At 57.2% G+C, this 24808-nt stretch carries 11 protein-coding genes; all 11 read left to right on the forward strand.

Translation table 11 applies throughout. The features are described from left to right. The first annotated feature begins 36 nt into the window (after window positions 1-36). Window positions 37-3756 carry a nitrate reductase subunit alpha gene (locus O3649_RS00800; RefSeq protein ID WP_371572336.1) on the forward strand — a complete coding sequence of 1240 codons (3720 nt, stop codon included), beginning with the start codon at window positions 37-39 and terminating at the stop codon, window positions 3754-3756. After that, window positions 3756-5369: a nitrate reductase subunit beta gene (gene narH / locus O3649_RS00805; protein ID WP_005504921.1), complete on the forward strand. Its 1614-nt coding sequence runs from the start codon at window positions 3756-3758 to the stop codon at window positions 5367-5369. Before O3649_RS00800 ends, narH begins: the two co-directional genes overlap by 1 nt. 3 nt (window positions 5370-5372) lie before the next feature. Continuing rightward, on the forward strand, window positions 5373-6113 hold the full coding sequence (gene narJ / locus O3649_RS00810; protein WP_005504922.1) for a nitrate reductase molybdenum cofactor assembly chaperone: 741 nt from the start codon (window positions 5373-5375) through the stop codon (window positions 6111-6113). Window positions 6114-6139: 26 nt separating this feature from the next. Further along, the gene (gene narI / locus O3649_RS00815) at window positions 6140-6973 is read left to right on the forward strand and encodes a respiratory nitrate reductase subunit gamma (RefSeq protein WP_070642956.1); all 834 of its coding nucleotides are present in this window, start codon (window positions 6140-6142) and stop codon (window positions 6971-6973) included. 30 nt (window positions 6974-7003) lie between these two features. Next, on the forward strand, window positions 7004-8224 hold the full coding sequence (locus tag O3649_RS00820) for a nitrate/nitrite transporter (RefSeq protein ID WP_005504924.1): 1221 nt from the start codon (window positions 7004-7006) through the stop codon (window positions 8222-8224). A 284-nt stretch (window positions 8225-8508) separates the two neighbouring features. Next, window positions 8509-11349, forward strand: a complete 2841-nt coding sequence (gene gcvP, locus O3649_RS00825) for an aminomethyl-transferring glycine dehydrogenase (protein ID WP_371572338.1) — start codon at window positions 8509-8511, stop codon at window positions 11347-11349. 172 nt (window positions 11350-11521) lie between these two features. Further along, window positions 11522-12640 (forward strand): glycine cleavage system aminomethyltransferase GcvT, encoded by a 1119-nt coding sequence (gene gcvT, locus O3649_RS00830; protein WP_005508390.1) that lies wholly within the window; start codon window positions 11522-11524, stop codon window positions 12638-12640. A gap of 276 nt (window positions 12641-12916) precedes the next feature. Beyond that, window positions 12917-14413: an L-serine ammonia-lyase gene (locus O3649_RS00835; protein ID WP_314365029.1), complete on the forward strand. Its 1497-nt coding sequence runs from the start codon at window positions 12917-12919 to the stop codon at window positions 14411-14413. Window positions 14414-14670: 257 nt separating this feature from the next. Beyond that, window positions 14671-18177, forward strand: a complete 3507-nt coding sequence (gene rpoB, locus O3649_RS00840) for a DNA-directed RNA polymerase subunit beta (RefSeq protein ID WP_371572340.1) — start codon at window positions 14671-14673, stop codon at window positions 18175-18177. A 110-nt stretch (window positions 18178-18287) separates the two neighbouring features. Further along, window positions 18288-22190 (forward strand): DNA-directed RNA polymerase subunit beta', encoded by a 3903-nt coding sequence (locus O3649_RS00845; protein ID WP_070687283.1) that lies wholly within the window; start codon window positions 18288-18290, stop codon window positions 22188-22190. Window positions 22191-22772: 582 nt separating this feature from the next. Further along, window positions 22773-24803, forward strand: coding sequence for a neutral/alkaline non-lysosomal ceramidase N-terminal domain-containing protein (locus O3649_RS00850; RefSeq protein ID WP_070819692.1), 2031 nt, complete (start codon window positions 22773-22775; stop codon window positions 24801-24803). Window positions 24804-24808: the final 5 nt, after the last annotated feature.

Below are 24808 nucleotides of genomic sequence, written 5' to 3' on the forward strand. Positions count from 1 at the left end.
TATTTTCCATGCCAAATTTCCGATATATTGGGCAGTATGGAACAAGCATCACAGATTAAGGGCCCGGACGGCCCCCTTACCGATCAGCTGATCAAGTTCGGTAAGTTCTTCTCCCGCTGGGATGAGACTGAAGACGGCCGCGCCGTCTTCCGTGAAGGCGGCCGCGAAGGTGACGCCTTCTACCGCGACCGTTGGAGCCACGATAAGGAAGTTCGCTCTACCCACGGCGTGAACTGCACCGGCTCCTGCTCCTGGAAGGTGTACGTCAAGGACGGCATTATCACCTGGGAAGCACAGGAAACCGACTACCCCTCGGTTGGTCCCGACCGCCCCGAGTACGAGCCCCGCGGTTGCCCCCGCGGTGCAGCATTCTCGTGGTACACCTACTCTCCCACCCGCGTTAAGTACCCCTATGTTCGCGGTCTCCTGCTGGAGATGTACCGCGAAGCGAAGGCAATCCACAACGATCCCGTGGACGCCTTCCACTCCATCGTGTCCGACCCCGCCAAGCGTGCACGCTACGTGAACGCACGCGGTAAGGGTGGTCTGGTGCGCTCGACCTGGGCTGAGGCTCTCGAGCTGATGGCTGCTGCTCACGTGCACACCATCAAGTACTACGGCCCCGACCGTAACACCGGCTTCACCCCGATTCCGGCAATGTCCATGGCGTCCTTCAGTGCGGGTGTTCGCTACATCCAGCTGGCCGGTGGCGTCATGACCAGCTTCTACGACTGGTACGCTGACCTCCCCGTGGCTTCCCCGCAGGTCTTCGGCGACCAGACCGACGTGCCCGAGTCCGGTGACTGGTGGGACGCTGCATACCTCATCATGTGGGGTGCAAACGTTCCGCTGACCCGTACCCCGGACGCTCACTGGGTCTCCGAGGTCCGCTACCGCGGTACCAAGGTCGTCACCGTGAGCCCCGACTACGCCGACAACACCAAGTTCGCTGACGAGTGGCTGCCCGCACAGGCAGGTACTGACGCGGCTCTGGCAATGGCAATGGGTCACGTCATCCTCAAGGAGAACTACGTCGACCAGCGTGTCGAGTTCTTTGAGGACTTCTCTGTAACCTACACCGACCTTCCCTTCCTGGTCACCCTGGAAACCCGCGAAGACGGCATTAAGGTTCCCTCCAAGTTCCTGACCGCAGCTAAGCTCGCTGGCGAGGCTGAGCAGGCTAACGCTGACTTCAAGCCCGTCCTGATGGACCGCGAGACCGGTGAGGTCTTCGTGCCCAACGGCACCATGGGTCACCGTTACGCTCAGGAAGACCAGGGCAAGTGGAACCTGGACCTGCAGGGCCGTAAGCCGATCCTGTCGATTCGCGACCTGCCCCAGGGCCAGACTGCAGCTGCAGAGATCAAGATGCCGACCTTCGACAACCCGAAGGGCCACGGCGACGTCATTACCCGCGGCGTGCCCGTAACCTACGTTGATGGTCACGAAGTTACTACCGTCTTCGACATCATGCTGGCACAGTACGGTGTGGGCCGTGAGGGTCTGCCCGGTACCTGGGCTAAGGACTATGAGGACTGGAACGTTCAGAACACCCCGGCATGGCAGGAGCAGATTACTTCTGTCCCCGCCGAGGCTGTTATTCGCGTTGCCCGCGAGTTCGCCAAGAGCGCCCTTGATTCCGGCGGTCGCTCCATGGTCATCTTCGGTGCAGGTATTTGCCAGTGGTACCACGCTGACACCACCTACCGCGCTATCCTCGCTCTGCTGAACCTGACCGGTTGCCAGGGCCGTAACGGTGGCGGTTGGGCTCACTACGTGGGCCAGGAGAAGGCACGTCCTCTGACCGGTCTGACCAACATTGCGAACGCTCTGGACTGGAGCCGCCCGCCGCGTCACATGATCGGTACCGGCTTCTGGTACATGCACACTGACCAGTTCCGTCAGGACGCATACTCCACCGACTACCTGCAGTCCCCGCTGGCTAAGGGCGAGCTGCGCGACGTTCACACTGCTGACGTTGTGGCACGTTCTACCCGTATGGGCTGGATGCCGTTCTACCCGCAGTTCCCCGAGAACTCGCTGGATCTGGCAGACAAGGCAGAGCAGGCAGTGGCACGCGGCGAGGCTTCCTCGAACGCGGACTACATTGCACAGCGCCTGAACTCCGGTGACCTGGAGTTCTCCGTTGAGGACGTTGACAACCCCGTCAACTGGCCTCGTACCCTGACCCTGTGGCGTTCGAACCTGTTCGGTTCCTCCGCTAAGGGTGAGAGCTACTTCCTGAAGCACCTGGTCGGTAGCATGGACAACGTCCAGGGCTCCGACTCGGAGAAGCTGCCGAACGAAGTGAAGTGGGTTGAGGACGCGCCTCAGGGCAAGCTGGATTTGCTGGTCACCTCGGACTTCCGTATGACCTCCACGACCCTGCTGTCTGACATCGTTCTGCCGACTGCTACCTGGTACGAGAAGCACGATATCTCCTCGACCGATATGCACCCGTTCCTGCACGCATTCTCCCCGGCAATTGACCCGCCGTGGGAGGCAAAGACCGACCACGAGACCTTCAAGGCACTGGCGTTTGAGTTCAGCCGCCTGGCTAAGAAGCACCTCGGCGTCCGTAAGGACATCGTTTCGGTCCCGCTGTTGCACGACACCCCCGGCCAGATTGCTCAGCCCGGCGGTCACGCACCCGACTGGAAGAACACCCCCGGTATGGTGGGCGTACCCGGCAAGAACATGCCGAACTTCGTCACCGTCGAGCGCGACTACGGCGCACTGTACGACATGTACACCACCGTTGGCCCGCTGTTCGATAAGCTCGGTGCAACCACCAAGTTCATCACTTACGACCTGAAGGACGAAGTCGCGAAGATGGCTAAGGAATTCGGTGTGATGGACTCCGGTAAGGGCGCAGGCCGTCCGGCACTGGATACCGACGTGAAGATTTCTGAAGCAATCCTCATGATTTCCGGTACCTCCAACGGTGAGGTCGCTGTCAAGGGCTTCAAGGAGCTTGAGAAGCAGACCGGTCTGCACCTGATGGACCTGGCAGAAGGTAACGAGGAACGTCGTATCACCTTCCCCATGACCCAGGCCGCACCGCAGCCCGTGATGACCTCCCCCGAGTGGTCCGGTTCGGAGACCGGTGGTCGCCGTTACGCTCCGTTCACCGTCAACATCGAGAAGAAGAAGCCGTTCCACACCCTGACCGGCCGTATGCACTTCTTCCTCGACCACGACTGGATGCACGAAATGGGCGAGGCTCTGCCGATTTACCGTCCGCCGCTGGATATGACCGGCCTGTACAACGAGCCTGAGCTCGGTACTACCGATGGTGTTTCGGTTGCTGTTCGCTACCTGACCCCGCACAACAAGTGGGCAATTCACTCGCAGTACTTCGATAACCACTACATGCTGAGCATGTTCCGTGGCGGTCCGACTGCATGGATGAGCCCGCAGGACGCTGAGAAGATTGGCGTCAAGGATGGCGAGTGGATTGAGTGTGTGAACACCAATGGTGTCTTCGTCGGCCGTGCGGTTGTTTCGCACCGTATGCCCGAGGGCGTTTGCTACGTCTACCACGCTCAGGAGCGTATGGTTAGCCCGAAGTCTGAAGTCACCGGTAAGCGCGGTGGTATTCACAACTCGGTGACCCGTATTCTTCTGAAGCCCACCCACATGATTGGTGGCTACGCTCACCAGGCGTTCGCCTTCAACTATCTTGGACCGACCGGTAACCAGCGAGACATCGTCTCGTACATCCGTCGCCGTAAGTCCCAGGAGGTAACTTTCTAATGCGCGTTATGGCACAAGTTGCTATGGTGATGGCGCTCGATAAGTGCATCGGCTGCCACACCTGCTCCGTGACCTGTAAGCAGGCATGGACGAACCGAGCCGGTACCGAGTACGTCTGGTTCAACAACGTTGAGACTCGTCCCGGCCAGGGTTACCCCCGCCGTTACGAGGATCAGGAGAAGTGGAAGGGCGGCTGGGTGCTGAACAAGCGCGGTCGTCTGGAGCTCAAGAGCGGTAACCGCTTCCAGAAGCTCTTCACGATCTTCGCTTCCCCGATTCAGCCCGAGCTGAACGACTACTACGAGCCCTGGACCTACGATTACCAGAACCTGACCAGTGCTCCTCTGGGTGATGACTTCCCGGCTGCTAAGCCGGTCTCCCTCATCACCGGTGAGGACACCAAGGTCGAGTGGGGTATGAACTGGGACGACAACCTGGCTGGTGCGACCGAGTACGGTCACCTGGACCCGCTGGTTGAGAAGGTTCGCAAGAAGGCAGAGGACAAGATTAAGTTCGAGTTCGAGCAGACCTTCATGTTCTACCTGCCTCGTATTTGTGAGCACTGCTTGAACCCCTCCTGCATGGCTTCTTGCCCCTCCGGCGCTATCTACAAGCGCGCTGAGGACGGTATCGTTCTGGTTGACCAGGACCGTTGCCGCGGTTGGCGTCAGTGCATCACCGGCTGCCCCTACAAGAAGGTGTACTTCAACCACAAGACGGGTAAGGCTGAGAAGTGTACCTTCTGCTACCCCCGTATTGAGGCTGGTATTCCGACCGTGTGTGCTGAGACCTGTGTTGGTCGTATGCGCTACATCGGTATCTTCCTCTACGATGCAGACCGCGTGACTGAGGCTGCTTCGGTCGAGGATGAGAAGGATCTCTACGAGGCTCAGCTGTCGCTGATGCTTGATCCTTCGGATCCGGCTGTGATTGAGCAGGCTCGTAAGAACGACATCCCCGATGCGTGGATTACTGCAGCTCAGAAGTCGCCCGTGTACAAGCTGGCGAAGGAGTGGAAGGTGGCTCTGCCCCTGCACCCCGAGTACCGCACCATGCCGATGGTTTGGTACGTGCCGCCGCTGTCTCCGATTGTTGACCTGCTCAAGGAGCAGGGCCACGATGCAGAGAACAGCAACAACCTGTTCGGCGCTATTGAGTCTCTCCGTATTCCGGTTGAGTACCTGGCTGAGCTGTTCACCGCTGGTGACACTGAGGTTGTTACTAACGTTCTGCGCCGCCTGGCTGCGATGCGTTCGTACATGCGTGACATCAACCTCGGTGGCGAAGGCAACGAGGAGATTGCTCAGGCAGTTGGCATGACTGGTCAGCAGGTGTACGAGATGTACCGCCTGATGGCTATCGCTAAGTACAACGAGCGTTACGTCATTCCGAAGGCTCACATGGAAGACGCCCACAACCTTGAGGAAATGGGCTGCTCCCTGAGCGTGGATGGCGGACCCGGCATGTACGGCGATGCGTTCAACGACATGGAGGGTCGCCCGACCCCCGTGTCCACCGGTGTCTACGAGGCTAACAACAAGGTCAGCTTGTTCAGCTGGGACGGTTCTTCCCGTCCTGACGGCCTCTTCCCGAATACCACCGGAAAGAAGTAATAAGTGGCTGGATTCTTTTCCAAGCTCATGGGCAAGGCCGGTTCCGAGGCTACTGTCTCGGAGCCGGCTCAGCCGGAGAACCCGTTTGATATCGATTACGGTCCCGGCGAGGATAAGGACTCGGTGATTTACCAGGTGAGCGGTATGCTCCTGGGCTACCCCGATGAGGAGACTCTGAAGGTTCTGCCTGAACTGGTGGAGATTACCGCTTCCACCCAGGATGAGGCTTTCATTGCTGCCGTTGATGCGGTTCAGCAGTGGCTGACTTCTAAGGACCTGGAGGATGTGCAGTCCGAGTACGTGCAGGAGTACGACCTTTCACGTCGTCATTCTCTGCATCTGTCCTACTGGACCGATGGTGATACCCGCCGCCGTGGTGAGACGCTCCTGCGTTTTAAGCAGATGTACCGCGACTCCGGTATGTTGACCGTTTTGAATGGTGAACTTCCGGACTACCTGCCGCTGGTGCTGGAGTTCTGTGCGTTGGTGGATCGCCGTAAGGGACGTTCCGCTTTGCAGGCGTACCGTCCGTCCCTTGAGCTTCTTCGTCTGTCCATGAAGGACGGAAATCTGCCCCACTACGGGTTGTTGCAGAGCATCTGCGATACCCTTCCTGGCGTCTCTCCGCAGACTCAGGAGGAGGTCCAGAAGATGGCTGGCTACGGCCCTCCCGTCGAGACTGTTGGCCTGAATGGCTACGCTGATCATCAGCTGCTCCAGCAGGCTTCGGCTCGTTCTAACTAGTTTTATCCCTTGTGAGGAGACAACACGTGTACGTACTTGCTTCTGAGAACGCAGGACATGCTGCACAGGCTGTAGCCGATCCGGGTATTGTTGACATCCTGCTGTGGGGCGTTCTGCCCTATGTTGCACTGGTCATTCTGATTGGTGGCACCATTTGGCGTTACCGTACTGACCAGTTCGGATGGACTACCCGCTCGTCCCAGGTCTATGAATCGAAGCTGTTGCGCATCGCTTCGCCCCTGTTCCATTACGGTCTTGCGGCCGTTTTCCTTGGCCACGTTGGTGGTCTGCTGGTGCCTAAGGCATTCACCGACCTGGTCATTTCGGAGGACACTTACCACATTGTGGCGCTGGCTGGCGGTTCTGTTGCTGCGGTCGCAACCATTGTTGGTATGTTTGTTCTGATTGGTCGCCGTGTTTCGAACTCTCGTGTGCGTTCGGCTACCACTCGTAATGACGTTTTCATGTATGTCGTTTTGGTTCTGGTGATTCTCGCCGGTACTGCGGCTACTCTAATTTCGGCAGTGAACCCCTCGGGTGGTTTGCCTCCGGTGAATGGTCACGAGGTTCACTTCAACTACCGTGAGACCATTTCTGTGTGGTTCCGTTCGCTGTTCTACTTCCACCCTGAGGTGGCTCTGATGGTGAATATTCCTGTGGCTTTCAAGATTCACATCGTGGTGGCTATGGTTCTGTTCATCATTTGGCCGTTTACCCGCCTGGTGCATGCACTGACTGTGCCTCTGCACTACCTCTTCCGCCCCTACACCGTGTACCGCTCTCGTGGCGGCCAGCGTGTTGGTGCACGTCGAGGTTGGGATCCGGTTGGTACTCTCCCGCGTGAGCGCGCCGACCGCTAATACACATATCCATATTGCAAAAGAGGAAATATGAGCACCCCTGCTGCACCGAGCTACGACCTGAAGAATGGTCAGCTCCGTAACGTTCTGCTTGCAACCTTCGCCTCGACCATTGGTTTCTGGGCGTGGACCGTTGTTGGCCCGCTGGCCAAGATGTACGCAAAGCAGATGCACCTGGACGCTGGTATGACCAGCCTTCTGGTTGCTATGCCGATTTTCATCGGCGCTATCGGCCGTATTCCCGTTGGTGGTCTGACTGACCGCTACGGTGGTCGTATTATGTTCACCGCTGTTCTGGCGATTAGCGCACCCCTGGTCTTCCTGGTTGGTGTTGCTGGTCAGATGAACTCGCTGCCCATGCTGCTTGTTGTGGCGTTCTTCCTGGGTATTGCGGGTACCGTGTTCGCTGTGGGTATTCCCTTCAGTTCCGCATGGTATGACGCTTCCAAGAAGGGTTTTGCGACCGGTGTGTTCGGTGCCGGCATGGTGGGTACTGCAATTTCTGCATTCGCTACCCCCCGCCTGGTGCAGGGTATTGGTTACTTCCAGACTCACGTTCTGATTGCTGTTATCTGTGCTGTAACCGCTGCTATCTCTTTCTTCTTCTTGAAGGATTCCCCGGCAACCATCGGCCGTGAGGTTACTCCGCTGATGCCGAAGATTGTTCAGGCATTCAAGGTGAAGACCACTTGGCAGCTGTGCTTCCTCTACGCTGTTGTGTTCGGTGCGTTCGTGGCATTCTCGAACTACCTGCCTACTTACCTGAGCAACATCTACAACTTCAACGCTAACGACGCTGGTATGCGTGCGGCTGGCTTTGCGGTTGCTGCTGTGATTGCTCGTCCCTTCGGTGGTGTGCTGGCTGATAAGTTCGGTCCGAAGATTATCACCCTCATCTCCCTGGGTGGTGTGGTGATCCTGGCAGTTATTACCGCGTTCCAGCCTGATGCTGAGCACGTGTATGGTGCTGTTTTCATCCTGATGGCTGCTCTTCTGGGTCTGGGCCACGGCTCGGTCTTCGGCTGGGTGGCTCGTGCGGCTGATCCGAAGAACGTTGGTGCGGTGTCCGGTGTGGTTGCTGCTGCTGGCGCTCTGGGTGGTTTCTTCCCGCCGCTGGTGATGGGTGCAACCTACAACCAGGCTGAGAACAACTACTTCATCGGTCTGATGCTGCTGGCTGTGACTGCGGCTCTGGCTTTCCTGTCGGCATTCCTGGTGCCGCACGGTGGCAAGCCCAACCACGCTAAGTAGGTTCTTCTAGTACATCCTTCTGCAGGGTGTATGTGAAGTTTGCTTTGACTGAGCCCGGCTCGTTTTCTCTTCGGAGAGGACGAGCCGGGCTTTGCGTATTTTTGCTGTTTTTCAGCTAGTAGAGGGTGGGATTTGGGGTAGCGAAGAGCTTGATATTCTGGCATGTCGAATGCTGATAAAGGTGGCAAAACTTCATGGAGATGTGGGACACTTAAGATGTTCGACTCGTCGCAATAGCGCGACGTGACCCCTCTACGGTTTGCGCCGACCAATAGGAGAATCCTATGTCCTTTATTGATCGTCATCTCGGCCCCCGTTCCGCAGACGCAGAGCAGATGCTCGAAACCCTGGGATACTCTTCCCTGGATGCGCTGATGGACGCTGTCGTCCCCTCCCAGATTCGCCTTGACGGCGAATTGCAGTTGCCTGCTCCGCTGTCGGAGCATGAGGCTCAGGCAAAGATTGCCGGCTATGCTGCGAAGAATAAGGTTCTCGCCCAGATGATTGGTGCCGGATACTACGATGCAGTAACTCCCGCGGTTCTGCGCCGTAACATTCTGGAAAACCCCGGTTTCTACACTTCTTACACCCCGTACCAGGCTGAGATTTCTCAGGGCCGTCTGGAGGCTCTGCTGAACTTCCAGAACACCGTGATGGAGCTGACCGGCCTGGAGATTGCAAACTCCTCCCTGCTGGATGAGGCATCCGCAGTAGCTGAGGCAGCTGTCATGATGCACCGTGCGAACCGCAAGGTGAAGAATGGCTTCTTCGCGATTGACTCCCGTTGCCTGCCTCAGGTTATTTCGGTGACTCGCGGCCGTGCAGAGATGCTCGGCATTCCCTTCGTCATTACTGATTTCTCTGAGGGTCTGCCCGAGGGCGACCTGTACGGTATCGTCCTGGCGTACCCCGGCAATGAAGGCGATATTCGCGATATTGAGCCGCTGATTAAGGCCGCTAAGGAGCGTAACGCCCTGGTCACTGTGGTCGCTGACCTGTTGGCTCTGACCCTGCTGAAGTCTCCGGGTGAGCTGGGTGCTGATATCGCTGTGGGTAACACTCAGCGTTTCGGTCTGCCCTTCTTCTTCGGTGGCCCCCACGCTGCGTACATGGCTGTTCACAAGGGCATGGAGCGTACCATGCCTGGCCGTCTGGTGGGTGTTTCTAAGGATTCGGCTGGTAAGCCTGCGTACCGTCTGGCTCTGCAGACTCGCGAGCAGCACATCCGCCGTGAGAAGGCTACTTCCAACATTTGTACTGCTCAGGCTCTGCTGGCGATTGTTGCTGGCGCTTACGCGATGTACCACGGTCCTGAGGGTCTGCGCGCTATCGCGAACCGCCTGCACACTAACGCCGCTCGTGTTGCTACCGCGCTGAAGGCTGCGGGCTACGGTATCGCTCACGATACTTTCTTCGACACCGTCGTGGTGGAGGCTGCTGGCCGTGCTGACGAGCTGGTTGCGAAGGCTCTGGAAGCTGGCGTGAACATCCGCCGCTTCGACGAGAACCGCGTCGGTATTTCCGTGGGTGAGTCTCACGGTGAGGAACTGCTCAAGGGCCTGGTCGAGGCTCTGGGCGGCACCCTGGGCGAGGCAGATGCACAGTACGATCTGCCTGCTGAGCTGCTGCGTACCGATGAGTACATGCAGCACCCGATTTTCCACAAGTACCGTTCCGAGACCGAGATGATGCGCTACCTGCGTCACCTCGCTGACAAGGATCTGGCACTTGACCGCACCATGATTCCGCTGGGTTCGTGCACTATGAAGCTGAACGCGGCCGCTGAGATGGAGCCCATCTCCTGGCCTGAGTTCGCGAACATCCACCCGCTGGTCCCGGAGAATCAGGCTGAGGGCTGGCACGAGCTGATTAAGGATTTGAGCGAGTGGCTGGTTGCTATTACCGGTTACGATGCTATCTCGCTGCAGCCGAACTCGGGTGCGACCGGTGAGTACGCTGGTCTGCGCGCTATCCGTTCCTTCCATGAGGCTAACGGTGACCACGAGCGCGATACCGTCCTGATTCCGCTGTCTGCTCACGGCACCAACGCGGCATCTGCTGCTCTGGCTGGTCTGAAGGTTGCCGGTGTGGCAACTGCGGCTGACGGTTCGATTGATGTTGACGACCTGAAGGCAAAGATTGAGAAGTACGGCCCCAAGGTTGCCGGCATCATGATTACCTACCCTTCCACTCACGGTGTGTTTGAGGAGCAGGTTGCTGAGGTTTGCCAGCTGGTTCACGAGGCTGGCGGCCAGGTGTACCTGGATGGCGCGAACCTGAACGCTCAGATGGGCTTCGCTCAGCCCGGTAAGTTCGGCGGCGACGTTTCGCACCTGAACCTGCACAAGACCTTCTCCATTCCTCACGGTGGTGGCGGCCCCGGTGTTGGCCCGCTGGCTGTTCGTGAGCACTTGGCGAAGTTCCTGCCCGGTGACGCATACCGCGCTGATGCTGAAGGTAAGCTCCCCAACGATGCTGCACTGCCGATTTCGCAGGCGTTCTTCGGTTCTGCTGGTGTTCTGCCGATTAGCTGGATGTACATTGCGATGACTGGTGCTCAGGGTCTGAAGGACTCTTCGCAGTACGCGGTTCTGAACGCTAACTACATTGCGAAGAAGCTCAACGACAAGTACCCGGTGCTGTACACCGGCCCCGGCGGTCTGGTCGCTCACGAGTGCATCCTGGACCTGCGTCAGCTGACCGATCAGTCTCACGTGACTGCTGAGGATGTCTGCAAGCGTCTGATGGACTTCGGCTTCCACGCTCCGACCCTGGCGTTCCCGGTTCCGGGCACCCTGATGGTTGAGCCGACTGAGTCTGAGTCGAAGGAAGAGCTGGACCGCTTCATTGAGGCAATGGAGACCATCTACGATGAGATTATCGAGGTGGCTGAGGGCAAGGTCGCTGTGGAGGATTCGGTTCTACGCAACGCACCGCACACCGTTGATGTGGTGAGCGCTGATGAGTGGGATCGCCCCTACAGCCGTACTCAGGCAGCTTTCCCTGTCCCGAGCCTGCGCGCTAATAAGTACTTCACTTCGGTGGGTCGTATTGATGGCGCTGGCGGTGACCGTAACTTCGTGTGCGAATGCCCCCCGATGGAGGCTTTCGACCTGGAAGCATAAGGAGCCTGTAACGCTCCTGGGTAGGCTGTAGCGGTCTACCTGCCTCACCCGTCCTCAGGTTCCTGGGGGCGGGTGGGGATCGCCTCCGCAGCGTATCTCGTGTCTGTGGGGGTGAACTAAATCTACGACGATTGAACGATAACAGCACAAGGCTGTGCGTGAGGAGAATCTAATGTCCCCCAAGAAGACCTCTCTGTACTCTGTCCACGAGAAGCTTGGCGCTTCTTTCACCGACTTCGGCGGCTGGGATATGCCCCTGAAGTACGCTAATGATGTTGCTGAGCATGAGGCGGTCCGTACTCGTGCCGGTATTTTCGACCTGTCCCACATGGGTGAGTTCCGTGTGACCGGTCCGGATGCGGGCGCGTTCCTGGATTACGCTCTGGTGTCGAACATGTCCATCCTGAAGGTCGGTAAGGCAAAGTACTCGATCCTGGTCAACGACAAGGGCGGCGTGATTGACGACCTGATTACTTACCGTCTGGGCGATGAGGAGTTCATGGTCGTTCCGAACGCTTCGAACATTGACACTGACTTCGCTGCGATGAGCGAGCGCCTGGGCGATTTCAACGTTGAGTTCGTGAACGAGTCGGAGCAGACTTCCCTGGTGGCTGTTCAGGGTCCTCGTGCTGAGGAGATTCTGCTGGCTGCTGGTGTTTCTGATGAGGAGGCTGTCCGCGAGCTGAAGTACTACGCTTCGGTGCCGCTGACTGTTGCCGGTGTTGATGTTCTGCTGGCTCGTACCGGTTACACCGGTGAGGACGGCTTCGAGCTGTTCGTTCCGAATGAGAACGCTGTTGAGCTGTGGGATAAGCTGGCTGCTGCTGGTGAGCCTTTCGGTATGATTCCTGCCGGTCTGGCTTCTCGTGACTCCCTGCGTCTTGAGGCTGGTATGCCGCTGTACGGTCATGAGCTGGGTCTTGAGATTACTCCGTTTGAGTCCGGTCTGGGCCGTCTGGTTGAGATTGCTCTGGAGAAGAAGGCAGCTGACTTCGTTGGTCGTGAGGCTCTGACTGAGCTGGCTAAGAGCGAGTCGAAGCGCATCCTGGTTGGTTTGAAGGCTCAGGCGAAGCGTCCTGCTCGTGCCGGTTCTAAGCTGGTGGATGCTGAGGGCAATGAGATTGGTGAGGTTACCTCCGGTATTCCTTCCCCGACTCTGGGCTTCCCGATTGCTATGGCGCTGGTGAACCGTGAATTCTCTGAGGTTGGTTCTACTGTGGATGTTGATATCCGCGGTAAGCGTGCTCCGTTTGATGTTGTGGCTCTGCCGTTCTACAAGCGTGAGAAGTAAGAGTTTTTCTGCAGGTAATCTGTAGGGTAGAGGCGTCGTGTCCTGTGTGGGCACGGCGCCTTTTCTGCGCCGTGAGGTGGGCGTTGAGTGGTGGGGGAGTGTATGAGGTGTTCTGAGCCTTAGTTTGTGCTGGTTCTGAAGTGCGTTAGGATTAGAGCGGCCAGTCAAGGGTGATTGTCCGCACTTATAGACCGCAGGTTGATGTGTGGTTCCTCCGTTGAGGGGCGCGTATCTTTTGGTGCGGTGCACAGACATTATTTATTTGAAGGACAGAACGTGGCTATTAACCAGAGCGCGCCCAGCAGCGCCCAGAAGAAGGCAGAGGCTCTGCCGTATGACATCAGTGTTTTTGAGATGTTCAGCGTTGGTGTGGGTCCTTCGAGCTCGCATACCGTGGGGCCGATGCGCGCTTCGAACCGTTTTGTGGCGGAGCTGATTGATGAGGGCCTGTTGGACCGTGTGACGGGCGTACATGTTGATCTGTATGGTTCGTTGGCGGCTACGGGCGCTGGTCACGGCACGATGAGCGCTGCGTTGAAGGGTCTGTGTGGTTTTGTTCCGGAGACGATTAATATCGCTGATTCTGAGGCGATGATTGAGCGTAATAGCGTGGATGGCACGTTGCCTCTGGCGGGTTACCCCTCCTCTGCTTACGGTGTGAGTGCGCCCGGTGGTGAGGAGCAGAAGGTGTACGGCCCGGTGGTGAATTACCGTGAGCTGGATATGACTCTGCGTCCGTTGACGGTTCTTCCGCGCCATACGAACGGTATGAAGATTGCGGCGTTTGCGGGTGAGCAGTTGCTGTTGGAGCGCACTTACTATTCGATTGGTGGTGGCTTCATTGTTGAGGGTGATGAGGAGGCGACCGGTTGTGCGTCGCTGATGAACCCTCCGTATCCGTTTGGTTCGGCTGCTGAGCTGCTGGAGATGGCGAATGAGTCTGGTCTGTCGATTGCGCAGTTGAAGATGGCGAATGAGTGTTCTCTGCGTTCTGAGCAGGAGGTCCGTGATGGCATCTTGCATATCTACCGTGTGATGAAGGAGTGCATTGGCTCTTCTCTGGCGCGTGTGGGTTATTTGCCGGGGCCTCTGAAGGTGCGTTGCCGTGCGGGTGCGTGGCATCGCGATTTGATGGTGGAGGATCCTTCGAAGTCTCCTGAGTTCGCTATTGACTGGGTGAACCTGATTGCTTTGGCGGTCAATGAGGAGAACGCTTTTGGCGGCCGTGTGGTGACTGCTCCGACGAATGGTGCTGCGGGTATTATTCCTGCAGTGTTGCATTACGCGATGAATTACACGCAGGGTATTCGCCATTGCGGTCAGGCTGCTCGTGATCAGGCGGTTGTTGATTTCTTCTTGGCGTCTGCTGCTGTGGGTGTGCTGTATAAGAAGCGCGCGTCGATTTCTGGTGCTGAGGTGGGTTGCCAGGGTGAGGTGGGCAGTGCCTCCTCGATGGCTGCTGCTGGTTTGGCGCAGGTGATGGGTGGTACTCCCGAGCAGGTTGAGAATGCGGCTGAGATTGCGATGGAACACAACCTGGGTCTGACGTGTGACCCGGTGGGTGGTTTGGTGCAGATTCCCTGTATTGAGCGTAATGCGATGGCTGCGTCGAATGCTGTGACGGCGGCTCGTATGGCGTTGCGTGGTGATGGTACGCACCGTGTGTCGTTGGATCAGGTGATTGAGACGATGCGTCAGACCGGTTTGGATATGTCTCACCGCTATAAGGAGACGTCCATGGGTGGTTTGGCTGTGAACGTGGTGGAATGCTAGGTGCACGCTGTGGCAGGTTTGCACTCCTGATGAGGGTGTGGTAGACAGAAGGGATTTCTTCCTGTATCGTTAGTATTTACGCTTTCCCTAACCTTTGTGCCTTCATATAGCGGTGGGCACGGGCTGAAGGTGACGTTTTTCCGTCCGACTCTATAGCTTCGAGCACCGTTTTATTCGGGGGCTGAGGTTGTCGTGTCGCCGGTAATGTCGCCGGGAGGCTGATTGCTAACAGACATGTCTGTGGAAGGATCCCCATTTTGGTCGCTTCGAGCACCTCTAACCATGACGCCGCTAACGGCGCAGAGAACGTCTCGCGCCGAATTTCATTCGCGAAGATTAACGAACCGCTGAAGGTTCCCAACCTGCTTGCTATCCAGACCGATAGCTTCGACCGCCTCGTTGGTAACGAGCGCTGGGCGGAGCGTCTGGAGAAGGCGCAGGCTGCTGGTGACACTTCTGTCCCCGCTCAGTCCGGTCTGGCTGAGATTTTTGAAGAAATCTCCCCGATTCGTGACTTCCAGGAGACTATGCAGCTCTCCTTCTCTGAGCCTGAGTTTGCTGACCCCAAGTACTCTGTTGAGGAGTGCAAGGACCGCGACGCAACCTACTCGGCTCCGCTGTACATTAAGGCTGAATTCATGAACCTCGCTACCGGCGAGGTCAAGCAGCAGACCCTGTTCATGGGTGACTTCCCCCTGATGACCGAGGCCGGTACCTTCGTTATTAACGGTACTGAGCGTGTGGTCGTTTCTCAGCTGGTGCGTTCCCCCGGTGCTTACTTCGAGAAGGCTCCGGACCGTACCTCCGATAAGGACATTTACTCTGCCCGCGTGATTCCTTCCCGCGGCGCATGGTTCGAGCTTGAGATTGATAAGCGCGACCAGGTTGGCGTGCGTCTGGACCGCAAGCGTAAGCAGTCCGTGACTGTTCTGCTGAAGGCTCTGGGCTGGACCGAGTCTAAGATTCTGGCTGAGTTCGGTCAGTACGACTCCATCCGCGCAACCCTGGAGAAGGACTCCGTCAAGGACCGCGACGAGGCTCTGCTGGACATCTACCGCAAGCTGCGTCCGGGCGAACCCCCGACGGTTGAAGCTGCCCAGGCTCTGCTGGACAACATGTACTTCACCCCGCGCCGCTATGACCTGGCGAAGGTTGGCCGTTACAAGCTGAACCGTAAGCTCGGTGTGGACGTTCCCATGGATTCCCCCGAGGCTTCCGTTCTGAGCCAGGACGACATCGCTCAGATGATTCGTTACCTCTGCGCTCTGCACGCAGGCGAGACTAGCATCCCCGGCGTCTGTGACGGCGAGGAGATCTCCCTCAAGATTGATATCGACGACATCGACCACTTCGGTAACCGTCGTATCCGCACTGTGGGCGAGCTGATTGAGAACCAGATCCGTACCGGTCTGTCCCGTATGGAGCGCGTGGTTCGCGAGCGCATGACCACCCAGGACGTGGACGCTATCACCCCGCAGTCCCTGGTGAACATCCGCCCCGTCGTGGCGGCTATCAAGGAGTTCTTCGGTACTTCTCAGCTGTCCCAGTTCATGGACCAGAACAACCCGCTGGCAGGTCTGACCCACAAGCGTCGTCTGTCCGCACTGGGTCCGGGCGGTCTGTCCCGTGACCGTGCAGGCATGGAAGTTCGAGACGTCCACCCCTCGCACTACGGTCGTATGTGCCCCATTGAAACCCCTGAAGGCCCGAACATTGGTCTGATCGGTTCGCTGGCAACCTACGGTCGTATCAACTCCTTCGGTTTCATTGAGACCCCCTACCGCGTGGTGACTGACGGCCGCGTGACCGATGAGGTCCGCTACCTGACCGCTGACGACGAGAAGTCTGTTGTTATCGCACAGGCAAATGCACCGCTGAACGCTGACCGCACCTTCGCTGAGAACGAGGTTCTCTGCCGCGCGGGCGATGGTTCTGGCGAAGCTGTTCTGGTTGCTCCCGGCGCCGTTCAGTACATGGACGTCTCCCCGCGCCAGATGGTGTCTGTTGCTACCGCTCTGATTCCTTACCTGGAGCACGACGACGCTAACCGAGCACTGATGGGTGCTAACATGCAGCGTCAGGCTGTGCCCCTGCTGGAGTCTGAGGCTCCCGTGGTTGGTACCGGTATGGAGAAGTACGCAGCACTGGACTCCGGTGACTCCGTGCTCGCGAAGAAGCCCGGTGTGGTTTCCTCCGTGGACGCTAAGACCGTTATCGTCCGTAACGACGACGGCTCTGTATCCACCTACCCGATCATGAAGTTCTCCCGCTCGAACCCGGGTAACTGCTACAACCAGCGCGTTGTGGTGAAGGAAGGCCAGCGCGTCGAGTACCGCGACGTTATTGCTGATGGCCCCTCCACCGACGGCGGCGAGCTGGCACTGGGTAAGAACCTGCTCGTGGCATACATGCCGTGGGAAGGCCTGAACTACGAGGATGCAATCATCCTCTCCCAGCGCATGGTTTCTGAGGACGTGCTGACCTCGATTCACATTGAGGAGCACGAGATTGACGCCCGCGACACCAAGCTGGGCCCCGAGGAGATTACCCGCGACATTCCGAACGTGTCCGAGGATGTTCTCTCGGCTCTGGACGAGCGCGGCATCATCCACATCGGTGCTGAGGTTGAGGCTGGCGACATCCTCGTCGGTAAGGTCACCCCCAAGGGCGAGACCGAGCTGACCCCCGAGGAACGCCTGCTGCGCGCAATCTTCGGCGAGAAGTCTCGCGAGGTTCGCGACACCTCCCTGAAGGTTCCTCACGGCGAGTCCGGTACCGTCATCGGTATCCGTATCTTCGACCGCGAGAACAACGATGAGGACGATCTGCCCCCGGGCGTGAACCAGCTGGTCCGCGTGTACGTGGCTCAGAAGCGTAAGATTACCGACGGCGACAAGCTTGCAGGCCGCCACGGTAACAAGGGTGTTATTTCCAAGATCCTGCCGATCGAGGATATGCCCTTCCTGGAAGACGGTACCCCCGTGGACGTCATCCTGAACCCGCTGGGCGTGCCCGGTCGTATGAACATTGGTCAGGTTCTGGAAGTCCACACCGGTTGGCTGGCTAAGCAGGGTTGGAAGATTGAGGGCGAGCCCGAGTGGCTTAAACACATGCCGAACTTCCCGAAGGAATCCGGCCCGACCCGCCTCGCAACCCCGGTGTTCGACGGTGCCCACGAGGACGAACTGTTCGACCTTATGGACCACTCGAACCCGAACCGCGATGGTGACCGTCTGATCAACCGTTCCGGTAAGGCACGTCTGATTGACGGCCGTTCCGGTGAGCCGTTCCCGGACCCGATTTCGGTTGGTTACCAGTACATCCTGAAGCTGCACCACCTGGTGGATGACAAGATTCACGCTCGTTCCACCGGTCCGTACTCGATGATTACCCAGCAGCCTCTGGGTGGTAAGGCGCAGTTCGGTGGTCAGCGCTTCGGTGAGATGGAAGTGTGGGCGCTGGAAGCATACGGCGCTGCATACACCCTGCAGGAAATCCTGACCGTCAAGTCCGATGACGTGGCGGGCCGTGTGAAGGTTTACGAGGCTATCGTGAAGGGCGAGAACATCCCCGAGCCGGGTATCCCCGAATCCTTCAAGGTTCTTATCAAGGAAATGCAGTCTCTGTGCCTGAACGTCGAGGTACTCTCCACCGACGGCAAGATTATTGAGATGAGCGACTCGGAGGAAGAAGGCTTCCGGGCAGCAGAAGATATGGGCGTGAGCCTGACCCACGACGAGCCTAGCTCCGTCGACGAGGCATAAGCACCGCCTCCTTCTAGGGTGGGGAACCCCGCATGCGCTCGCGTGCGTTGTGGGGTTCCCGCCCGCTAACCCAAGTCTTCAGAAACTTACAGAAAGAGATTAGGACCGATATGTCCAACGAATCTTCGCTTGGTTTGATGCGAATTGGCCTCGCCACCGCCGACGACATCCGTCGTTGGTCCTTTGGTGAGGTTAAGAAGCCCGAGACCATCAACTACCGTACCCTGAAGCCCGAGAAGGACGGCCTCTTCGACGAGCGTATCTTCGGCCCCACCAAGGACTGGGAGTGCTACTGCGGTAAGTACAAGCGCGTGCGCTTCAAGGGCATTGTGTGTGAGCGCTGTGGTGTTGAGGTGACCCGCTCTAAGGTACGTCGTGAGCGTATGGGTCACATTGAGCTGGCTGCTCCTGTTACCCACATTTGGTACTTCAAGGGTGTTCCTTCCCGCCTGGGTTACCTGCTGGATCTGGCTCCGAAGGACCTGGAGAAGGTCATTTACTTCGCTGCGTACATGATCACTAAGGTTGACGAGGAGGCTCGTCACGAGGATCTGCCGATGCTGCAGGCTGCTCACGATCGTGAGAAGCAGGAGCTTGAGGCTGCTCTGAACGCTGACGTGAACGCTATCAGCCGTGAGGTTGAGGCGGAGCTGGCTCGTATTGAGGCTGAGGGCGGCAAGGCTGCTGAGAAGCGTAAGCTGCGCGATAACGCTGAGCGTCAGCTCGCGTCGGTGCGTAAGCGCTACGAGCGTGAGGCTGAGCACCTGGATCGTGTGTGGGATCGCTTCAAGAACCTGAAGGTCGCTGACCTTGAGGGTGATGAGGCTCTGTACCGTTCCATGATTGATAAGTACGGCCTGTACTTTGAGGGCGCTATGGGCGCAGAGGCTATTAAGAAGCGTCTGGAGTCCTTCGACCTGGAGGCTGAGGCTGAGGCTCTCAAGGAGATTATTCAGACCGGTAAGGGGCAGAAGAAGACCCGCGCTCTGAAGCGTCTGAAGGTTGTTAACGCCTTCCTGACCACTAACAACTCTCCGCTGGGTATGGTCCTGGATGTTGTTCCGGTTATTCCGCCGGAACTGCGCCCGATGGTTCAGCTGGACGGTGGCCGTTTCGCGACCTCCGACCTGAACGACCTGTACCGTCGTGTGATTAACCGTAACAACCGTTTGAAGCGTCTGCTGGAGCTGGGTGCTCCCGAGATTATCGTGAACAACGAGAAGCGTATGCTGCAGGAAGCTGTGGACTCGCTGTTCGATAACGGTCGTCGCGGTCGCCCGGTGACCGGCCCCGGTAACCGCCCCCTGAAGTCTCTGTCTGACATGCTGAAGGGTAAGCAGGGCCGTTTCCGTCAGAACCTGCTCGGTAAGCGTGTTGACTACTCGGGTCGTTCCGTGATTGTGGTTGGTCCTCAGCTGCAGATGCACCAGTGTGGTCTGCCCAAGCAGATGGCTCTGGAGCTGTTCAAGCCCTTCGTCATGAAGCGTCTGGTGGAGCTGAGCCACGCTCAGAACATTAAGAGCGCTAAGCGTATGGTTGAGCGTTTCCGCCCGCAGGTTTGGGACGTTCTGGAAGAGGTTATTGCTGAGCACCCGGTTCTGCTGAACCGTGCACCTACCCTGCACCGCCTCGGTATTCAGGCGTTTGAGCCGAAGCTGGTTGAGGGTAAGGCTATTCAGTTGCACCCGCTGGTTTGCTCCGCGTTCAACGCTGACTTCGATGGTGACCAGATGGCAGTTCACCTGCCGCTGTCTCCCGAGGCTCAGGCTGAGGCTCGTATCCTCATGCTGTCCTCGAACAACATCCTGAAGCCGTCGGATGGCCGCCCTGTGGCTGTTCCTTCGCAGGATATGATCATTGGTCTGTTCCACCTGACGACTCCTCGCGATGGTCAGAAGAACGAGGGTCACGCATTCTCCTCGGTGTCTGAGGCTCTGATGGCGATGGATCGTCACGAGATTGAGCTGTACACCAAGGTGAAGATTCGCCTTGATGGTGACCAGTTTGTTGCTCCTGAGGGCTGGGAAGCTCCTGAGGGTTACAAGGCTGGCGACCCCGTGCTGCTGGACTGCACCGTTGGTCAGGTTCTGTTCAACCAGGCTCTGCCGAAGGATTACCCCTGGTTCTCCGGTGTGGCAGATAAGAAGGGCCTGGGTAGCCTGATTAACGATCTGGCTGAGCGCTACCCGATGGATGTTGTGGCTCGTGCTCTGGATAACCTGAAGAACTCCGGTTTCTACTGGGCTTCTCGTTCGGGCGTGACCGTGGCTGTTTCTGATATTGCTACTCCTGCTGAGAAGCCGGCAATTATGGAGCGCTACGAGAAGCAGGCTGCTGCAATTCAGGACGACTTTGAGATCGGTACCATCGATGACGAAGAGCGTCGTCAGGAGCTGATTAAGGTTTGGACCGAGGCTACCGACGTGGTTGCAGAGGCTATGCGTGAGAACTTGAGCTCTCACGGTGGTCTGAACACCATTTACCGTATGGTGACCTCCGGTGCACGTGGTAACTGGATGCAGGTCCGTCAGATTGCGGGTATCCGTGGTCTGGTGTCGAACCCGAAGGGTGAGATTATGCCTCGCCCGATTAAGTCCTCGTACCGTGAGGGCCTGTCGGTTCTGGAGTACTTCATCGCGACCCACGGTGCACGTAAGGGTCTGGCTGATACTGCGCTGCGTACCGCTAACTCGGGTTACCTGACTCGTCGTCTGGTGGACGTTTCGCAGGACGTTATCGTTCGCGAGCACGACTGTGGCACTCGCCGCGGTCTGGTTCTGCCTCTGATTGATGAGGACGGCGGTCTGCACCAGGATGTTGAGACTTCGATTCACGGTCGTACCCTTGCGGTTGACGTGAAGGACGAGGCTGGCAACGTTCTGGCTGCTGCTGGTTCCGATGTCTCTGATGAGCTCATTGAGAAGCTCTTCAAGGCAGGCGTGAAGGATGTTCGCGTTCGTTCGGTTCTGACCTGTGAGTCCGCTATTGGTGTGTGTGCACTGTGCTACGGTCGTTCGATGGCTTCGAACGTGCTGGTGGACATTGGTGAGGCTGTTGGTATTATTGCGGCTCAGTCGATTGGTGAGCCCGGTACCCAGCTGACCATGCGTACCTTCCACACCGGTGGTGTGGCTTCGGCTGACGATATTACTCAGGGTCTGCCTCGTATTCAGGAGCTGTTCGAGGCTCGTACCCCCAAGGGTGTTGCCCCGATTTCTGAGGTGTCTGGTCGCGTGACCATTGAGGATACCGAGAAGTCCTACAAGATTGTGGTGACCCCGGACGATGGTTCCGAGCCCCAGTCCTACACTGTTCTGCGTCGTGCGGCTTCTAAGCTGCAGAACGGCGATCACGTTCAGGTTGGCGATCAGCTGGCTACCGGTTCTGTTGATCCGAAGGAGGTTCTGCGTATTCGTGGTCCTCGTGAGGCTCAGAAGCACCTGGTGAGCGAGGTTCAGGGCGTGTACAAGTCGCAGGGTGTGGAAATCCACGACAAGCACGTTGAGGTTATTGTTCGCCAGATGCTGCGTCGCGTGACCGTGATTGAGTCCGGTGATACCGATCTTCTGCCTGGTGAGCTGGTTGATAACATTGCTTTCCAGACTGCTAACCGTAAGGCACTGGTTGAGGGTAAGAAGCCCGCAGCTGGCCGTCCGGAAATGATGGGTATTACCAAGGCTTCGCTGGCTACCGAGTCCTGGCTGTCGGCGGCCTCCTTCCAGGAGACCACCCGTGTCCTGACTCAGGCTGCTATGGAGGCGAAGACTGACCCGCTGCTCGGCCTGAAGGAGAACGTGATCATCGGTAAGCTGGTTCCCGCCGGTACCGGTCTGGCACGTTACAACGATATTGAGGTTGAGCCCAGCGCCCAGGCTACTGCTGAGCGTATGCAGGCTCTGGACACTTTCGGTGGTTACCAGAGCGCGTTCCAGATGGATAACGAGGTGTACACTTACGGCAACGGCGGCTTTATGGCTGTTTCGCTGGATGAGTACGGTCGTGGTCTGGACTAAGGCTTCTGCCGTGAGGGGTAGGTTGAGGGTTTAGAGCCCCGGCCTGGTCCTTGATAAAGAACGCGGATACTCGAGTTGTCTCGGGTATCCGCGTTTTTTGTTTCATGAGGAGGTGGAGGTTTCTTTTAAGCGTGGCTTTAATATTCTTTACCCTTCAATGTGAGGTTGTAGATTTTATGCCTAGTGGACGAATTTATTTATGAAAAAATCATTGGAGTGCATCATTTTTCATGATGAGAAAATTGCTTGACAGAGCAAGAAATTAGATGACGGTCAAATATGCTAAATCTCCCTAGAAACCGCACTAGAACTGCAATATATAGAATATTCACTCGTTTTTCTTTGGGGTATATATAGAATAAATGTTCTTGATTTGAACGATGCTAATTCAACTGGAAAGCCTTTTGACTAGGTTCTATTCTTGAAGGCATGCATATCACTCCAATCACTTCCGGACGGGTGACTACTAGCGGCACCCGACTGCCCTCCGGAACATCTCAATCTCAGATGCCTGAACAGAATTCCTCTTTGTCTGCAGGTGAGCAAAAGCGCTCCTCTGTCTTTTCGCGCTTTAAAGCACCCATGCATTCTCTAACTCGCATTGGTGCTGCATGCCTCATTGCGGCATCCGCAATTCTTCCCGCTGGCCAGATTGCGACGGCAGCTCCTGCCTCTCAGAGCTCCAGTGCTACCCCCTACCTGGTTGGTGCAGGTGCGGCGGATATTACCGGTGAGCCCGGTGAGGTCGGCTTCATGGGTTACGGTGAGACCTCTCAGAAGGGTAGCGGTGTGCATACTCGCCAGTACGCACGCGCTTTCATTGCTGTGGATCGAGCTTCGGGTAAGCGCAACCTCATTGTTGTACTCGATACGTTGACCAGTTGGCAGTCTTTGCGTGATGAGCTGGTGAAGCGTATCCGCGCTGAGTTTGGTTCTGCGTACGATGAATCGAACATTATGATTACTGCAACCCACACTCACGCAACTCCTGGCGGTATCACGCACCAGAGCCTGTACAACATTACGACTCTGGGCTTCCATCAGGACACGTTTAATGCACAGGTAGATGGGTCACTGAAGGCGATTCGCCAGGCGACGAAGGACCTTTCACCCGGTAACCTGACGATTTCTTCTTCAAAGCTGACTGGTGTCGGTGTTAACCGTTCTCGCGAGGCGTTCAACCTGGACTCTCCTGAGATTCGCTCTAAGCTGCCCGGCGGTACCGATCCGACCAATATGACTCTGCGTCTGGAGCGTAACGGTAAGACTCGTGCGGTGTTGAACTGGTTCGCAATTCACCCGACGTCTTTGACCTCGAAGAACACCTTGATTTCGAGCGACAACAAGGGTTACGCGGAGTACCTGCTGGAGAACCAGGACCACGGTGTTGACCGCAATGTTCCTGGCAGTGGTGATGGCTTCGTAGCTGCATTTGCGAATGCTAATGCTGGTGATGTTTCTCCGAATACTTGGTTGAAGCCTGGCCAGGGTCCGACCAATGACCAATTCAAGAACATGAAGATTCAGGGTGAGAAGCAGGCTAACGCTGTGCGTTCTCAGTTGAAGAGCTCGGGTACTCCGGTGGGTAAGGGCTTGGATTCGCGTATTTCGTACTTCAACTTCTCGGGTATGAATGTGGATGCCAAGTACACCGGCAGTGGCCATAATGAGCGAACTTGTCAGGGCTTCCTGGGTACTCCGTTCGGTGCGGGGTCCACCGAGGATGGTGGCGGTGGCTGGGCTGTCTATAAGGAAGGCTCCGGTCGCCCCTCTATTCTGGGTACTCTGGTATTCACTCCGAGTGCTGCCCAGACGCGTTGCCAGCAGCCGAAGGGCATTCTCTTCTCTGCAAAAAATGGAACGATCATTCAGGAAAAGTATCCGGTGCAGATTATGCGCTTCGGTGACTACTACCTGCTGGGTATGCCCGGTGAGTTCACCGGCGCGGTGGGTGTGCAATATCGCCAGGATGCTGCCAAGCTTTTCGGCGTTCCCGAATCGCACATTATTCTGCAGGGCTACACCAATGCCTACGACCACTACGTGACGACTCCTGAGGAGTATGACTCTCAGCAGTATGAAGGTGGCGCGACCCTCTTTGGTCGTTACACCTCCAGTGCGTTCCGCCAGACCATTAATGTTGTTGGAACTTCGCTGAAGAACGGCACTCCGCTGGGTATTGGCGACCGTCCGAATGACCGTCGCCCGGTAGCCAGCCTGCAGGGTAAGGTTGTCTACGATACCCCGATGTTCGGCACTCGTTACGGTCAGGTGACCCAGCAACCTCAGGATGCGATTGCTGGCCGCCAGGAAGTCTCTGCTCGTTTCGTGGGTGCGCACCCGAACAACAACATGCATCACGACGGTAGCTACTTTGTAATTGAGCGTCGTGTGGGTAATACCTGGAAGTACTATACTGCGGATAACAACCCGGACACTTTCTTTGAGTGGAAGCGTATCGGCATTTCTGCTTCTCAGGTGACGGTGCGTTGGAGTGTTCCGGCAAATACCCCTAAGGGTCAGTACCGCATCCGTTACTACGGTAATGCCAAGAAGAACTCAAAGACTATTACCCCGTTTGAGGGGCAGACTCGAGTCTTCCAGGTAGCGTAGTCCAG

Origin of the sequence: Rothia sp. 27098_8_29 (assembly GCF_041432785.1) — a bacterium.
GTDB classification, from domain to species: Bacteria; Actinomycetota; Actinomycetes; order Actinomycetales; family Micrococcaceae; genus Rothia; species Rothia mucilaginosa.

What these genes read in the sequence shown, in the direction of transcription:
- O3649_RS00820 (WP_005504924.1), top strand. Translation starts at nt 7,004, where the DNA reads ATGAGCACCCCTGCTGCACCGAGCTACGACCTGAAGAATGGTCAGCTC.
- O3649_RS00850 (WP_070819692.1), top strand. Translation starts at nt 22,773, where the DNA reads ATGCATTCTCTAACTCGCATTGGTGCTGCATGCCTCATTGCGGCATCC.
- gcvP (WP_371572338.1), top strand. Translation starts at nt 8,509, where the DNA reads ATGTCCTTTATTGATCGTCATCTCGGCCCCCGTTCCGCAGACGCAGAG.
- narH (WP_005504921.1), top strand. Translation starts at nt 3,756, where the DNA reads ATGCGCGTTATGGCACAAGTTGCTATGGTGATGGCGCTCGATAAGTGC.
- O3649_RS00800 (WP_371572336.1), top strand. Translation starts at nt 37, where the DNA reads ATGGAACAAGCATCACAGATTAAGGGCCCGGACGGCCCCCTTACCGAT.
- gcvT (WP_005508390.1), top strand. Translation starts at nt 11,522, where the DNA reads ATGTCCCCCAAGAAGACCTCTCTGTACTCTGTCCACGAGAAGCTTGGC.
- O3649_RS00845 (WP_070687283.1), top strand. Translation starts at nt 18,288, where the DNA reads ATGTCCAACGAATCTTCGCTTGGTTTGATGCGAATTGGCCTCGCCACC.